The sequence below is a fragment of the Serratia sp. Je.1.23.a genome (assembly GCF_051129805.1).
Taxonomy (GTDB): domain Bacteria; phylum Pseudomonadota; class Gammaproteobacteria; order Enterobacterales; family Enterobacteriaceae; genus Serratia; species Serratia liquefaciens.
Genome location: NZ_JBCPSR010000008.1, coordinates 86,492 through 101,862, shown reverse-complemented (window position 1 = coordinate 101,862; position 15,371 = coordinate 86,492). Strand labels below are relative to the sequence as shown.

Annotated in this window: 15 protein-coding genes; 4 read left to right on the top strand and 11 right to left on the bottom strand. The window is 55.7% G+C overall.

Translation table 11 applies throughout. From position 1 onward, the window contains the following. Positions 1 to 80: 80 nt before the first annotated feature. Positions 81 to 656, bottom strand: coding sequence for a Fe-S biogenesis protein NfuA (gene nfuA, locus AAZT04_RS22630; RefSeq protein WP_006328556.1), 576 nt, complete (start codon positions 654 to 656; stop codon positions 81 to 83). Between the two features lie 67 nt (positions 657 to 723). After that, positions 724 to 1,407: a DNA utilization protein GntX gene (gene gntX / locus AAZT04_RS22625; RefSeq protein ID WP_046372467.1), complete on the bottom strand. Its 684-nt coding sequence runs from the start codon at positions 1,405 to 1,407 to the stop codon at positions 724 to 726. Positions 1,408 to 1,449: 42 nt separating this feature from the next. On the opposite strand from gntX, the gene bioH reads away from it, so the two are divergent. Both bioH and AAZT04_RS22615 read left to right on the top strand, forming a co-directional pair. Further along, positions 1,450 to 2,226: a pimeloyl-ACP methyl ester esterase BioH gene (bioH, locus tag AAZT04_RS22620; RefSeq protein WP_434681862.1), complete on the top strand. Its 777-nt coding sequence runs from the start codon at positions 1,450 to 1,452 to the stop codon at positions 2,224 to 2,226. 260 nt (positions 2,227 to 2,486) lie between these two features. Continuing rightward, entirely contained in the window at positions 2,487 to 2,771 is a 285-nt protein-coding gene (locus AAZT04_RS22615; protein WP_046372469.1) for a YdgH/BhsA/McbA-like domain containing protein, read from the top strand. Positions 2,772 to 2,808: 37 nt separating this feature from the next. Here the strand turns inward: AAZT04_RS22615 and AAZT04_RS22610 are convergent, their stop codons facing one another. The 5 genes from AAZT04_RS22610 to greB form a co-directional block, all read right to left on the bottom strand. Beyond that, complete coding sequence (locus tag AAZT04_RS22610) at positions 2,809 to 3,051, bottom strand: FeoC-like transcriptional regulator (protein WP_044554790.1); 243 nt, start codon at positions 3,049 to 3,051, stop codon at positions 2,809 to 2,811. Then, entirely contained in the window at positions 3,051 to 5,366 is a 2,316-nt protein-coding gene (gene feoB, locus AAZT04_RS22605) for a Fe(2+) transporter permease subunit FeoB (RefSeq protein ID WP_020837363.1), read from the bottom strand. Before feoB ends, AAZT04_RS22610 begins: the two co-directional genes overlap by 1 nt. Before the next feature lie 71 nt (positions 5,367 to 5,437). Further along, positions 5,438 to 5,656 carry a ferrous iron transporter A gene (feoA, locus tag AAZT04_RS22600; RefSeq protein WP_020837362.1) on the bottom strand — a complete coding sequence of 73 codons (219 nt, stop codon included), beginning with the start codon at positions 5,654 to 5,656 and terminating at the stop codon, positions 5,438 to 5,440. 646 nt (positions 5,657 to 6,302) lie between these two features. After that, complete coding sequence (locus tag AAZT04_RS22595; protein WP_046372471.1) at positions 6,303 to 8,633, bottom strand: Tex family protein; 2,331 nt, start codon at positions 8,631 to 8,633, stop codon at positions 6,303 to 6,305. A gap of 157 nt (positions 8,634 to 8,790) precedes the next feature. Further along, on the bottom strand, positions 8,791 to 9,264 hold the full coding sequence (gene greB, locus AAZT04_RS22590; RefSeq protein WP_020837359.1) for a transcription elongation factor GreB: 474 nt from the start codon (positions 9,262 to 9,264) through the stop codon (positions 8,791 to 8,793). Positions 9,265 to 9,680: 416 nt separating this feature from the next. Here greB and ompR point away from each other — a divergent pair, with 416 nt between their 5' ends. Both ompR and envZ read left to right on the top strand, forming a co-directional pair. Next, the gene (gene ompR / locus AAZT04_RS22585) at positions 9,681 to 10,400 is read left to right on the top strand and encodes an osmolarity response regulator transcription factor OmpR (protein WP_004709363.1); all 720 of its coding nucleotides are present in this window, start codon (positions 9,681 to 9,683) and stop codon (positions 10,398 to 10,400) included. Then, on the top strand, positions 10,397 to 11,767 hold the full coding sequence (envZ, locus tag AAZT04_RS22580; protein WP_048760501.1) for a two-component system sensor histidine kinase EnvZ: 1,371 nt from the start codon (positions 10,397 to 10,399) through the stop codon (positions 11,765 to 11,767). Before ompR ends, envZ begins: the two co-directional genes overlap by 4 nt. 34 nt (positions 11,768 to 11,801) lie before the next feature. Here envZ and AAZT04_RS22575 read toward each other — a convergent pair whose 3' ends face one another. From AAZT04_RS22575 to hslO, 4 genes are all read right to left on the bottom strand, one after another. Then, complete coding sequence (locus AAZT04_RS22575) at positions 11,802 to 12,281, bottom strand: type II toxin-antitoxin system VapC family toxin (protein ID WP_048760503.1); 480 nt, start codon at positions 12,279 to 12,281, stop codon at positions 11,802 to 11,804. Continuing rightward, on the bottom strand, positions 12,278 to 12,541 hold the full coding sequence (locus AAZT04_RS22570) for a FitA-like ribbon-helix-helix domain-containing protein (protein WP_046372474.1): 264 nt from the start codon (positions 12,539 to 12,541) through the stop codon (positions 12,278 to 12,280). Before AAZT04_RS22570 ends, AAZT04_RS22575 begins: the two co-directional genes overlap by 4 nt. A 126-nt stretch (positions 12,542 to 12,667) precedes the next feature. After that, the gene (gene pckA / locus AAZT04_RS22565; RefSeq protein ID WP_020837351.1) at positions 12,668 to 14,287 is read right to left on the bottom strand and encodes a phosphoenolpyruvate carboxykinase (ATP); all 1,620 of its coding nucleotides are present in this window, start codon (positions 14,285 to 14,287) and stop codon (positions 12,668 to 12,670) included. 196 nt (positions 14,288 to 14,483) lie between these two features. Next, positions 14,484 to 15,362 (bottom strand): Hsp33 family molecular chaperone HslO, encoded by an 879-nt coding sequence (gene hslO / locus AAZT04_RS22560; RefSeq protein ID WP_020837350.1) that lies wholly within the window; start codon positions 15,360 to 15,362, stop codon positions 14,484 to 14,486. Positions 15,363 to 15,371 lie beyond the last annotated feature (9 nt).

The window sequence follows — 15,371 nt, the reverse complement described above, 5'->3', positions numbered from 1 at the left end:
ATCCCCAGGAGCTTACTCAGGTAAGTGACTGGGGTAAGTGCACGCAGCCAACAACGCTGCAACTTCAAGTAAGAAGGGTATCAGTAGTAAGAGTGCTCGCCGCGCTGGTGCTCGGTCAAATCGCGCACGCCTTTCAGTTCAGGGAACTTCTGCAGCAGCTCTTTCTCGATGCCTTCCTTCAGGGTCACATCGACCATTGAACAACCGTTACAACCGCCGCCAAACTGCAGAATAGCCAGGCTATCGTCGGTGATTTCCATCAGGGTCACACGGCCGCCGTGGCCAGCCAGCTGTGGGTTGATCTGCGACTGCAGCACGTATTCAACACGCTCCATCAGCGGCGCATTGTCGTCTACCTTGCGCATTTTGGCGTTTGGCGCTTTCAGCGTCAGCTGCGAGCCCAGTTGGTCGGTGACGAAGTCGATTTCGGCATCTTCCAGATACGGTTTGCTCAGCTCGTCGATATAGGCGGACAGCTTTTCGAACTTCAGCTCGGTATCTGTCGCTTCAACGGCGTCCGGCGGGCAATAAGAGACACCGCATTCGGCCGTAGGCGTACCCGGGTTGATCACGAATACGCGGATTTGGGTGCCTTCCTCTTGGTTTGCCAGCAGTTTGGCAAAGTGTTCCTGTGCAGTATCTGTTATACGAATCATGGCATTAGCTCGTTAGTTCAAATAGTTGACTTTAATACTAGGTTATAATACGCCCATTGCCCTGGTACTACAACGTGCGGCAAACGCACCAGATCTGGATCGACGCGGCTCCCTGCTGCTGCAACAACTTGGCGATTTCCATGACCGTACTGCCGGTCGTCACCACATCGTCCAGCAGCGCGACGTGTCGGCCCGCCATGGCTTCATGGCAACGAAACGCACCACGCAAATTGCGCCGCCGCGCGCGGGCCGATAGCCGTTGCTGCGGAGCCGTTTTACGCACCCGGCTCAGGGCGGCGGGGCGGTAATCGCACCCTAACCAGTGGGCCAGCGGCCGTGCCAGCAGATCGCTCTGATTATAGCCGCGCCGCCAGCAACGTTTTGCCTGTAAGGGTACCGCTAAAATGATATCGGGTCTGTTCAGATATTGCTCTCGATGCGCCTGTTGCCAGTTCAGCAGGATTAGCCGCGCCAACAGCGGGGCCAGTTCCGGCGTGTGCTGAAACTTGAACTTTTTTATCAACTGGCGCAGAGGCGCGGCGTAGTCATTGACGAACACCAGCGCCTGCCAGGGTGGCGGCTGTTGCAGGCAGCGGCCACAGGGCAATCTGGCATCGCCGGCGGGCAGACCGCAGCGCGGGCAGCACAAAGGTTTGGCGGGCATGTGACGCAGGCAGTAGCTGCAGATACCCTGACCATAAAGACGCAGCGACTGTCGGCATAGCCAACAGCGGCTCTGGATTGATAGCATAACCGTCCTCCCTGACGGATGAGAATGAAAGGACAATAACGGATGAGTGCGTTGTACTGGCAAACAATAGGTGAAGGCGATCGCGATCTTGTGCTGCTCCACGGCTGGGGGCTGAATGCCGAAGTGTGGCATTGCATGATTGAGCGACTGACGCCGCATTTCCGCCTGCATCTGGTCGACCTGCCGGGCTATGGCCGTAGCCAGGGGTTTGGCCCTATGTCACTCGAACAGATGGCGGAAACCGTGATGGCCGCGGCACCGGCGCAGGCCTGGTGGCTGGGCTGGTCGCTGGGCGGGCTGGTGGCCAGCCAGATTGCGCTGTTGCAGCCGCAACGGGTGAGTGGGGTGATCACCGTGGCTTCATCACCTTGTTTTGCCGCTCAGGATGACTGGCCGGGGATCCGCTCGGAGGTGTTGAGCGGTTTCCAGCATCAGCTGGGGCAGGATTTTCAGCGTACCGTAGAGCGTTTTCTGGCATTGCAGACGCTGGGAACGGAAAGCGCGCGGCAAGATGCCCGCCTGCTGAAATCGGTGGTGCTTAACCAACCGATGCCAAGCGTTGAGGTATTAAACGGTGGGCTGGAAATACTGCGAACGGCCGATTTGCGCCAGCCACTAGCCAAGCTGCCGTTGCCGCTGTTGCGGGTTTACGGTTATCTGGACGGTTTGGTGCCGCGTAAGGTGGCAGAACTGCTTGATGCCAAGTGGCCAAACTCGTCATCAATCATCATTGCAAAAGCAGCTCATGCACCATTCATTTCCCACCCTGATGAATTTGCAGAAATTATTGGCACTTTTGTGGCAGAAAATGGGATCTGACCCAAAATCGCACAATAAAGCGCTAAAAAAAGAGCCGCTTAGTGGATAAAAAATAAACCTGTTCAATACTTAGGTGGGTAACTGCGTTGGCTGCACAATGAAAAAACGCGTGCGTATTTTCATTCGGCGTTTCGTCTCTGGGAAAACGGTCTCGTCAGGGAAAGCAACGAGGTCCGAAGATGTCACGGCAGCCAGTGTTATCGCGCATTTACTCTGGACGGCTTTCATAACAAATAAATTATCCCTTGAGAGGTATGGTAATGAAATCTTTGAAAATGATTGTTGCAGCGTTAGTTGTGGGTTCCGTGTCTTTCAGCACCCTGGCGGCAACCTTGCTGACCAAGGAAGATCTGGATAAGAATCCGGGTAAATATGAGAAGATCGGTACGGTAACTACCACCGCACAAACCACATCGCCGATGGATGCAAAAGAAGAACTGTCCAAACTGGCTGATGAAAAAGGCGGACAATATTACGTGATCCTGGCAGGCCGTGAGCACGGCAAGTTCAGTGCTATCGCCGAAGTGTACAAAGACAAGCAATAATCAAGAAGGGGGCGCGCCTCGTGCCGCGCCCCACCTCTCAGTGTTTTAACCGATATATCACCGTACTGCTGCACGCTTTGCCTTCCGGACAGCTTTTGCAGCTGCCGCTCAGGCAGGCGCTGTTATCCTGCTCGATACGCTCCACTTTCCCCATTGCGACCAAACGCTCCAGCATTGCCTGCACCAGCGGCAGCGGAGCCGCCAGCTGACGGCTGAGCTGAAGCGCCTGTACGCTACCGTGCAGCGCCAATGCGTCGCGGATCTGCAGCAGGCCGGCCATTAGTGGCAGTTGCCCTTGGCGCCCTGACAGCAGGCTGCCGGGGTGGCGTTGCTCAGGCGTACCGTGACCCGACTACGTGCCCGGCGCAGGCCGAACAGAATCAGCAGATTGAACAACACCACGATGGCGATCGCCGCCAGACTGTACTGCGGATGCTGGCTGAAGGTGGCAATCTGATAAAACAGCGTGGCCAGCGAGTAGGCGACGTTCAGCCCCCAGAGAATGGAGAAGGTCATCCAGCCGCGACTGGATTCGCGGGCGATGGCCCCCATCACCGAGACGCAAGGGACGTACAGCAAAACAAAGATCAGGTAGCTGTAGGCGGAAACCCCGGAGCCGAATTTGCTGCTCATAACGCCCATTGAGCCGACGTCCATTTCCCCATCGCCCTTGCTGGCCTCAATCGGGTTGGACAGTACGCTCAGGCTGAAGGTGTCTTTCAGCCCTTGCCAGGTGGTGTCCAATGCGCCACCCAGTTCATCAAGCAGGTTAAAGTTGGCGGCATCAAATTCGGTACTGTTGATATGTTCGGCGGTGTACAGGGTATTTAGCGTACCGACCACCACTTCTTTCGCCATGGCCCCGGTCACCAGGCCGACGGTAGCCTGCCAGTTGTCACTGTGCACGCCCATCGGTTTCAGCAGCGGCGTCAATACTTTGGACACCGACGCCAGCGCCGAGTCATTAATGTTATCTACCGGCTTGCCGCTGAACGAAAAGCTGTTCAGGCCGCCAATAAAGATGCTGGCAACCACAATCACCTTACCGGCACGCAGCACAAAGCCTTTCAGGCGCTGCCAGGTTTGCAGCAGCAGGCTTTTCAGGTGTGGCACGTGGTAAACCGGCAGCTCCATCACGAAGGGGGAAGCTTCACCGCGCATGATGGTGTACTTCAATACCAGACCGGTGAGGATTGCCACCACAATACCCAGCATATACAAAGAGAACACCACGCCTGCGCCGTCCTGGCCAAAGAAAGCAGCGGCAAACACGGCGAATATCGCCAGCCGAGCCCCGCAGGACATGAAGGGCGCCATCATGATGGTAATCAGGCGTTCGCGCTGCGCATCCAGCGTACGTGCGCCCATGATCGAAGGCACGTTACAGCCGAAGCCGACGATCAGCGGCACGAAGGACTTGCCGGGCAACCCCAGCGCCTGCATCAGGCGGTCCATCACGAACGCCGCACGCGCCATATAGCCGGAGTCTTCGAGGAACGACAGGAACAGGTACATCATGCCGATTTGTGGCACCAGCGGCAGCACGGTGTTGATACCACCACCGACCCCCTGCGCCAGGAAAATAGTCAACCATTCAGGGAAGTGCAGGGTATAGCCCAGCCATTGAATACCCTGAATAAAAATTGCCGCTGACCCGATATCGAAGATCGGCTGCAGTGCGCCGCCGAGGTTGATGGCTAGCAGGAACATCAAATACATCACCAGCAGGAAGATGGGCACCCCTAACCAGCGGTTGAGGATCACTTTATCCAGCGCTTCGGTCAGACGGTTCGGCATGGCCTGTTGTGAATTGCTCACGGCATCGCACAGGGTGGCGATTGACTGATAACGCGCATCGGCAATCACCAGTGCAGGATCTTCCTGCTGTTGCCGCTGCAGCGCCTGTTTGGCCGCCGGCAGCAGGGCCGCCGCAGGGCCGGCAAGCTGGTGGCTGTAGATATCGCCTTCCAGCATCTGCAGCGCCAGCCAGCGACGTTGTTCACTTGGCAGGGTCTGCGGCATGGCGTCGCTCAGCGTGGTCATTTCCTTGAGCAGCAGCGGCGGGTAGTTCACCAGCGCTTTTAATTCGTTGAACTGATGGTTGTCGATCATCTGCTTCAGCACGCCAATGCCGTCGGCTTTGGTGGATACCATCGGCACCACCGGACAGCCGAGACGCGCCGACAGTGCCGCGATATCGATATTAATTTTTTGGCTTTTGGCGATATCCAACATATTCAGCGCGACAATGCAGGGGATGCCCAGTTCCAGCAGTTGCAGCGTCAGGTATAGATTACGTTCCAGATTGGAAGCATCGACCACGTTGATCAGCAGATCGGCGTCGCCGCTCAGAATGTAGTGGCAGGCAATTTGTTCGTCGAGTGAGGTTTGCTCCGAGATGGTGGTCAGGGAGTAGGTGCCGGGCAGATCGACCAGTTTGACCTGTGATTGCGGCGTGGTGAACAGGCCTTCTTTGCGTTCTACCGTCACGCCCGCCCAGTTACCGACCCGCTGGCGTGCCCCGGTCAGCTGGTTGAACAGCGTAGTTTTGCCGGAGTTGGGGTTGCCTATTAAGCCAATAGTGAGTTTTTTCATAATTTAGCGTGATATCAGTCAATGGAAGTTGGGCCAGGCAAGATGCATGGCCAAAGCAAGGCGGCTCAGGACTAGCCGTCGAGCAGGATCAGGGCCAGATCTTTCCTGCGCAGCACCAGGCTGACGCGACGGGTTTTTATTTCTATGGGGTCACCCAATGGCGCGACGCGTACCACTTCAAAAGACGAGCCCGGCAGCATGCCGAGGGATAAAAGTTTTTGGCGATAAGCCGGGCCGATTTCATTGGCGAAGCCGGCGATCTTATAAGACCGTTTAGGCAGAAGATGCATGTAACCTTCTCTAAGCCCAGGCTATTGGGCTGGTGATGATAAAAGAACGTTCCAATGGCAGTCCCGAGATAAAAACCACGGGCTGCCGACGCTTTCAATCCATGAGGCAATGCAGTGAACACGCAAAATAATAATAGTGAGAATAATTATCGTATTCAATACAAAAAATAGGGGTATTGGTAACCAAAGGTTGTAGCGATCACATTTAGAGAATGCAATTGCCTGACAGCGCTATTTTTATCACCCAGCCTGGTGGGGTGCAAATGCGAATGGTGAGTTAAATCAGTTACGTATTTGTAGTGAATTTTTCCGGTTTGAAAAAAGTAGTGACAGATTCGACAGCTTTGATTCGGTGACGTCAATATCGGTATTTATTAGGCAACATATTGCCGGCTGAATACGAGCGCTAAGCATTTGTGTTTCGCTGAGAAATACCGGAATGAGAATTTAATGTTAATAGAGATGTTAATAAATGGCTATTTAGCGTGGCTTTCAGGCTTAAAACCGGAATTATCAGGGCTGTCGGCGGCAGCGAATAAAAATGCGGGTTTATTGAGGCGGGTCAAAAAATGATGAGGGTATTTAGCGGAAAAGGGAGGGGTTAACCCCCTCCCTGTGCCTCATGCGTTTTCTGCTGGCCGCCTGACTACGACTTTCTGCCAAAGGCTGCCGCCAGTGCGTCACCCATGGCGCTGTTGCCTGCCGAGGTGTTAGCGCCACGCGGTTTGGACTTATTGGCCTGCGGTCGCGAGGTGTTGTCCTTGGCCGGTGCTGAATTGCCACCGCGCCGTGGGGAACCTTCACCCGGTTGCTCGTCCAGACGCATGCTCAATGCAATGCGTTTACGTTGCAGGTCCACTTCCATCACCTTCACTTTGACGATGTCACCGGCTTTCACCACGGTGTGCGGATCTTCGACAAACTTGTCCGCCAGCGAGGAGATATGCACCAACCCATCCTGATGCACGCCGATATCAACAAAGGCACCGAAGTTGGTGACGTTGGTGACCGAACCTTCCAGGATCATTCCCGGCTGCAGGTCGTTGAGGGTTTCCACCCCTTCGGCAAAGGTTGCGGTTTTGAATTCCGGACGCGGATCGCGGCCCGGCTTCTCCAGCTCCTTCAGGATGTCGGTCACCGTCGGCACACCGAACTTCTCGTCGGTAAAGTCGCTGGCCTTCAGGCTGCGCACCGCCGCCGGGTTGCCCATCAGATCCTGCAGAGCCTGATGAGTTGCGGCCAGAATGCGTTCGACCACCGGGTAGGTTTCCGGGTGAACGGTCGAGGCGTCCAGTGGGTTGTCGCCGTGGTTGATACGCAAGAAGCCGGCGCACTGTTCAAAGGCTTTCGGCCCCAAGCGACTGACTTTCAGCAGCTGTTCGCGGTTGCTGAAGCGGCCGTTTTCGTCACGCCAGGTGACAATATTCTGCGCCATCATGCGCGTCAGGCCGGCTACGCGGGTTAGCAGCGGCACCGAGGCGGTATTCAGATCCACACCGACGGCGTTCACGCAGTCTTCGACCACGGAATCGAGCTTTTTCGCCAGTTGGCTTTGGCTGACGTCATGCTGATACTGGCCGACGCCGATGGATTTCGGATCGATTTTGACCAGCTCGGCCAGCGGATCCTGCAGACGACGTGCGATGGATACCGCACCGCGCAGCGAGACGTCGAGGTTAGGGAATTCCAGCGCCGCCAGTTCGGAAGCGGAGTACACCGAAGCGCCGGCTTCGCTGACGATCACCTTTTGTGCTTTGACTTCGCTGAACTGCTGTTGCAGGTCGAGGTAAAAACGTTCGGTCTCGCGCGATGCGGTGCCGTTGCCGATGGCGACCAACTCCACTTTATGCTTGATGCACAGTGCGGCGACGATGGCGGCGGCTTTAGCGGCCTGACCGGTGTGCGGGTACACGGTGTCGGTGGCGACCAGCTTGCCGGTAGCATCGACTACCGCCACTTTGACCCCGGTACGCAGGCCCGGATCCAGCCCCATGGTGGCGCGCATACCGGCCGGTGCCGCCATCAGCAGGTCATGCATGTTACGGGCAAAGACGTTGATCGCTTCATCTTCCGCGCGTTCGCGCACCGTGCTCATCAGTTCGGTTTCCAGATGCAGCAGCACCTTGATACGCCAGGTCCAGTTGACCACCGCTTTGCGCCAGGCGTCCGCCGGAGCATCATTCAGGCGCAGATCCAGGTGGCTGATGATGATCTGCTCCGCCTGGCTTTCGCGTGGGGCTTCTTCAAACTGCGGATCGGCATTCAGCGCCAGCTGCAGTACGCCTTCGTTACGGCCGCGGAACATGGCCAACGCACGGTGCGATGGCACCTGGGCAATGGGTTCATGATGATCGAAATAGTCGCGGAACTTGGCCCCGGCTTCTTCCTTGCCTTCCACCACTTTGGACACCAGGTGCGCATGTTTCCACAGGTAGTTACGGACCTTGGCCAGTAATGCGGCGTCTTCGGCGAAGCGCTCCATCAGGATATAACGCGCGCCGTCGAGGGCGGCTTTTACGTCCGCTACGCCCTTGTCTGCATTAACGTAACCTTCGGCCAACTGTTCAGGTTGCTGCTGAGGATCCTGCCACAGCGTGTCCGCCAGAGGCTCCAGACCGGCTTCAATCGCGATCTGGCCGCGGGTGCGGCGCTTCGGTTTGTAAGGCAGGTAGAGGTCTTCGAGTTCGGTTTTGCTTTGCGTGGCGGTGATCGCCGTCGCCAGCTGTTCGGTCAGTTTGCCCTGCTCGTCGATCGATTTAAGGATGGTCTGACGGCGGTCTTCCAGTTCACGCAGATAACCCAGGCGGGTTTCCAGCTGGCGCAGTTGGGTATCGTCCAGACCCCCGGTGACTTCCTTACGATAGCGTGCAATAAAGGGCACGGTATTACCTTCATCCAGCAGACGGATGGCGGAGTCAACTTGCTCCGGCCGGGCCTGCAGTTCTGTTGCAATAATGCGGCTCAGTGGGTCATTCATAAGTCTGGTATCTGTTGAGAACGGTTGGTAAACAGGGGGACAGTTATACGGATTGCGCGGGGAAAATGCCAGTGGAGCGGGCCGCCTCTCGACAGTCATAGCGCGTAAAGCGGCCTGTACTGCGGCGGCGGGCGGTCGCTCGGAAAAAACTGAAATCTTATTTTACGTACTCGATCTCATTCACGTACCACAGGGCATCGCCGACTGGCGTATTAACGGTGGCGGCATCACCCACTTCTTTTTTAAGCAGCGCGCGGGCCATGGGCGAATCGATGGAGATGTAGTCTCGGCGGCCAAAAATCTCGTCATAGCCGACGATGCGAAAGCGTTTAGTGTCGCCGTCCTCGTTTTCCACTACCACCCAGGCACCGAAAAACACTTTGCCTTCCTGCTGCGGGGAGTAATCGACAATCTTTAATTGCTCGAGGCATTTGGTCAGGTAGCGTACGCGGCGATCGATTTCCCGCAGCCGTTTTTTGTTGTACTGATAATCGGCATTTTCACTTCTGTCGCCGAGGCTAGCTGCCCAGGTCACTTTTTTGGTGACCTCTGGCCGATCTTCGCGCCAGAGAAAGTCTAATTCCTGCTTTAGCTTGTCGTAACCTTCGCGGGTTATCAGCTGCGTTCTCATCGTGGTTCCGCCTTTAGGGACATATCAAAGGGAAGGACGTCATTGCGTTGGCAAAGTGTCGCATAAACTCGCATCGGGCTGTAGGCTGCTGTTGCACAATCCAATGAGCGTTAATCATCAGCCACGCGCAAAATTGCCGGTGCTCGCGTTTCTTATCGCCCCGGCTGAGTTACACTGCCGAATCAGCCGTCGGGTATGCCGCCAGCCAAAAGACGCAGTGCTTCTAAATTTAACCTATGCGCATCGGGATTTTGGCGAATCGTCGCGGGCATTTTGATGAAAATTGTTGATAAATGGGCAAAAGAATAAGCTTTGTAACAATTTCGTCTAGAATATATACCATTAAACGCTGTCCGAAATGACAGGGTTTTTTAACAATATTCACGTCAGGCAATAAAGCCTTTGGGAGTAATACAATGCAAGAGAATCATAAGATTCTGGTCGTCGATGATGACATGCGCCTGCGTGCGCTTTTAGAGCGTTATTTAACCGAACAGGGTTTTCAGGTTCGCAGCGTAGCCAACGCTGAGCAAATGGATCGCTTGCTGACTCGTGAATCATTCCATCTGATGGTGCTTGACCTGATGTTGCCGGGCGAAGATGGTCTTTCCATCTGCCGCCGTCTGCGCAGCCAAAGCAACCCTATGCCGATCATTATGGTGACCGCCAAAGGTGAAGAAGTCGACCGTATCGTTGGCCTGGAAATCGGCGCTGACGATTACATCCCAAAACCCTTCAACCCGCGTGAATTGCTGGCCCGCATCCGTGCGGTGTTGCGCCGTCAGGCCAATGAACTGCCGGGCGCTCCTTCACAGGAAGAGGCGGTGATCGCCTTTGGTAAATTCAAACTCAACCTCGGCACCCGCGAAATGTTCCGCGAAGACGAGCCTATGCCGTTGACCAGCGGTGAGTTTGCGGTGCTGAAGGCGCTGGTGAGCCATCCACGCGAACCGCTTTCGCGCGACAAGCTGATGAACCTGGCACGTGGCCGCGAATACAGCGCCATGGAACGCTCCATCGACGTGCAAATTTCACGTTTGCGTCGCATGGTTGAGGAAGATCCTGCGCATCCACGCTACATCCAGACCGTTTGGGGTCTTGGCTACGTCTTCGTCCCGGACGGCAGCAAGGCATGAGACGATTGCGCTTTTCACCGCGTAGCTCGTTTGCCCGAACCCTGCTATTGATCGTCACCTTGCTGTTCGTCAGCCTGGTGACGACCTATCTGGTGGTGCTGAACTTCGCCATCCTGCCCAGCCTGCAGCAGTTCAATAAGGTATTGGCCTACGAAGTTCGTATGCTGATGACCGACCGGCTGCAGCTGGAGGATGGTACTTTGCTGGAAGTACCGCCGGCGTTCCGTCGCGAAATCTATCGCGAACTGGGCATTTCTCTCTACACCAATTCTGCGGCGGAAGAGAGCGGTCTGCGCTGGGCGCAGCACTACCAATTCCTCAGCCAGCAGATGGCGCAGCAGCTCGGCGGGCCAACCGACGTGCGGGTGGAAGTAAACAAAAACTCACCGGTGGTGTGGCTGAAAACCTGGCTGCAGCCGGATATCTGGGTGCGTGTTCCACTGACTGAAATTCACCAGGGCGATTTCTCGCCGCTGTTCCGCTATACCCTGGCGATTATGCTGTTGGCGATAGGTGGCGCCTGGCTGTTTATCCGTATTCAGAACCGCCCGCTGGTGGAGCTTGAGCACGCCGCTTTGCAGGTGGGTAAGGGCATCATTCCACCGCCGCTGCGTGAGTATGGCGCATCGGAAGTCCGTTCGGTAACGCGGGCCTTTAATCAGATGGCGTCGGGCGTCAAGCAGCTGGCGGACGACCGCACATTGCTGATGGCCGGGGTGAGCCACGACCTGCGTACGCCACTGACGCGTATCCGTCTGGCGACCGAGATGATGAGTGCCGAAGACGGCTACCTGGCGGAGTCGATCAATAAAGATATTGAAGAGTGCAACGACATCATTGAGCAGTTTATTGATTATCTGCGCACCGGCCAGGAGATGCAGACAGAAATCAGCGATTTGAATAGCATTCTGGGCGAAGTGGTGGCTGCCGAGAGTGGCTATGAGCGGGTGATTGAAACCGCTTTGGCGCCGGGCGAACTGATGATGAATGTGCATCCGTTGTCGATCAAGCGTGCGGCAGTGAATATGGTGGTGAATGCGGCGCGTTACGGCAACGGTTGGATCAAAGTCAGCAGCGGCCGTGAGCTGCAGCGCGGCTGGTTCCAGGTGGAAGACGACGGCCCGGGCATTAAACCGGAAGAGCTGAAGCATCTGTTGCAGCCATTTGTTCGTGGTGACAGCGCGCGCAGTACCAGCGGGACCGGGTTGGGCCTGGCTATCGTACAGCGTATTATCGATGGGCATCATGGCGCACTGGATATCGGCACCAGCGAACGCGGTGGGCTGTTGATTCGGGCTTATATTCCGTTACCGATGGAGAAAAAAGAGTCGGGCAATGGGCATCAGAACCCGAAGGAAAGCGCGTAATCTTTTTGTCTGGGGGCCGCAGTTTGCGCCCCCGTCAGGACTTCCTGCTCATCACGTAGTATTCCGCTGCCTCTTCATGCAGACGCCGGCCCGTCGTGGCCTGCCAGGGATCGATTAACTCAATGCCGCAATGGATAAAGTTTTGGGTATTGCGCGTGGCCAGGGTGGCACCGTAATGCAGGCAGGTGGCGGCGATTTGGGTATCGACGATGCCCATTAACCTGCCCTGACGCTGATTTTTCTCCATAAGTTGCGCGTATTGCAGCGCGCAGAGTGTATCAAATGGCAGGGTTTGCTCATCAAATCTAATCTGCACTGCCTCCGCCAGCTTGTGTTTGAATTCGCGCTGCCGTTTCCCATCAGGCATACAGGCAACTCCACTGAACAACTCGGCGAGAACTATCGCACTCAGATAAAGCTCATCATTGTCTTTTTCATTCAGCCATCTGATGACGTTATAGTGCGGGTTGGGGCGCAACGTTTCTGAAACCACGTTGGTATCGAGAATAATCATAATTGGTCATCGTCGTCGTCAAAGGTGACAATACGCGGCGGCGTGGCATCGCGCGGTGGGATCTCCAATTCAACCCCGCCCAACTCGGCAAAGTGTTGATGCATCCAGGTGCCTAACCCATAACGCGGCGGCTTTTTCAATAATGCCTGTTTCAAAATCATGCGAGCTTCCTCCTCCATGGAATGGCCATTTTTTGCTGCCGAGACGCGCAGCAACTCCTTTACTTCGTCGTCCAGATTTCTGACGGTTATGGTAGCCATTGAAACCTCCGTTGCTATCAATGATTGCACTGCATTATTATCTCGTTGTGCCGATCAAAAAAACAACCGATAAAAATAAAAAAGGCGTGATATCCACGCCTTAGCTGAAGCTGTAAAAGGAAGGTATTACAGTTTTGGACCGGCGCTGACCAGCGCTGCACCCGCTGGAGTGTCGGTGTATTTGTCAAAGTTGGTGACAAAACGCTCGGCCAGATCCTGTGCCTTCTCTTGCCATTGCTCAATGCTGGCGTAAGTGGCGCGCGGATCCAGGATATCCGGGTTGACGCCCGGCAGTGAGGTTGGCATCGCCAGATCGAAGATAGGCAGGGTAATGGTTTCTGCCTTATCGATTTCACCGCTGAGGATCGCATCGATAATACCGCGAGTATCTTTGATCGAAATGCGTTTACCGGTGCCGTTCCAGCCGGTGTTGACCAGGTAGGCCTGGGCACCCGCAGCCTGCATGCGCTTCACCAGGACTTCGGCGTATTGCGTTGGGTGCAGCGACAGGAAGGCTGCGCCGAAGCAGGCGGAGAAGGTTGGGGTCGGCTCGGTCACGCCGCGCTCGGTACCGGCCAGCTTGGCGGTAAAGCCGGACAGGAAGTGGTACTGGGTCTGGTTGGCGGTCAGGCGAGAAACCGGTGGCAACACGCCGAAGGCGTCCGCAGTCAGGAAAATCACCTTGGTGGCGTGGCCGGCCTTGGAAACTGGCTTGACGATGTTCTGGATGTGATAGATCGGGTAGGAAACACGGGTGTTTTCGGTTTTCGAGCCGTCGTTGAAATCAATTGTACCGTCGGCCAGCACCGTGACGTTTTCCAGCAGCGCATCGCGTTTGATGGCGTGATAGATATCCGGCTCGGCTTCTTCGGACAGCTTGATGGTTTTGGCGTAGCAGCCGCCTTCGAAGTTGAACACGCCGTCGTCATCCCAGCCGTGTTCGTCATCGCCAATCAGCTGGCGTTTTGGATCGGTGGACAGGGTAGTTTTGCCGGTGCCGGACAGGCCGAAGAACACCGCCACGTCGCCTTTTTCACCCACGTTAGCCGAGCAGTGCATGGAAGCGATGCCTTTCAGCGGCAGCAGGTAGTTCATCATGGAGAACATACCCTTTTTCATTTCGCCGCCGTACCAGGTGCCACCAATCAGTTGCATGCGTTCGGTCAGGTTGAAAGCGACAAAGTTTTCCGAGTTCAGGCCCTGTTGCTGCCAGTTCGGGTTAGTGCATTTGGCGCCGTTCATCACCACGAAGTCCGGTTCGAAATCCTGCAGTTCTTCTTCCGTCGGGCGAATGAACATGTTTTTGACGAAGTGCGCCTGCCAGGCCACCTCGGTGATAAAGCGGACTTTCAAGCGTGAGTCGGCGTTGGCGCCGCAGAAGGTATCCACCACAAACAGGCGTTTGCCGGAGAGCTGCGTGGTGACCAGCTGTTTCAGGTCAGCCCAAATTTCCGGACTGAGGGGTTTGTTGTCGTTTTTGCCTTTACCCTGATCGGCCCACCAGACGGTGTCGCGGGTGATGTCGTCACGGACGATGTACTTATCTTTCGGGGAACGGCCGGTAAAAATACCGGTGTCGACGGATACAGCACCCAGCTTGGTTACGACCCCACGCTCATAACCTTCCAGAGATGGGTCTGTTTCTTCCTTGAACAGCAAGTCATAACTCGGGTTGTGAACGATTTCGCCGACGTTATGAATCCCATAAGCGGCCAGATCCTGAGGGGTTATACCTTTAACACGCATGTCACTACTCCTTGGTCACAGAATTTCTGGCGCCAATTGTAGGGATTCAGCAGCGAGTAACCGCGATAGGTATCAAATATTTAACGTTTTAGTCGGTTTTTCGTTACGATCTGAGAGATAGCACACGGAAAAAAGCAAACGTGCAAACGAGGTGAATGAGCGGGCGCAGGGCGCGCCCGCCGATATGGGGTGCTACTTAGTGCAACTGATCGCTGTCACCGGTGTTACCGGTGTACAAGGCGGCAACGTCTACGGCGTCAAACACATAGTGATTGCCGCAGTAATCGCAGTGCATATCGATATTGCCATCCTGCTCCAGCATTTGTGCCACTTCGTCGGTTGGCAAGGTGACCAACGCATCAGCGCAGCGCTGACGTGAACAGGTGCAACGGAAGATCACGTCCTGTGGTTCATACAGAGTGACTTCTTCCTGGTGATACAGGCGATACAGCACTTCATTGGCCGGCAGGCTGAACAGCTCTTCGCTTTTCACCGTGTTGGTCAGTTGTACCAGATGATCGAAATCATCGGCATTGCCGTCCTGTGCCGGCAGCACCTGCAGCAACATACCGCCCGCGGCCGGTTGGCCTTCGAACTCGCCGGTGCGAATGAACAGACGGGTTGGCAGCTGTTCGGACTGGCGGAAGTAAGCCTCAAGGCATTCGGCCAGCGTTTCGCCTTCCAGTGCCACTACGCCCTGATAGCGCTCGCCTTCGGTTGGCGCGATGGTGATCACCATGACGCCGTTGCCGATCAACTGATGCAGCGTGCTGTCATCGGCGATTTCGCTCTGTACGCGCGCTACGCCACGCATTTCCTGGCGGTTGTTGCCGTTAATCACGGCCAGCTTCAGCGGGCCGTCACCCTGTAATTGTACGGTGATATCGCCGTCGAACTTCAAGGTTGCGGTCAGCAGGCTGGTGGCCACCAGCAGTTCACCCAGCAGTTTTTTAACCGGCGCCGGATAATCATGGTTGTTCAGGACCTGCTGATAGGTTTCGCTGACGGTAACCAGCTCACCGCGCACCGCGTAGTTTTCAAACAGGTAACGGTGCAATTGGTCATGGTTAGACATAGTTTTCTC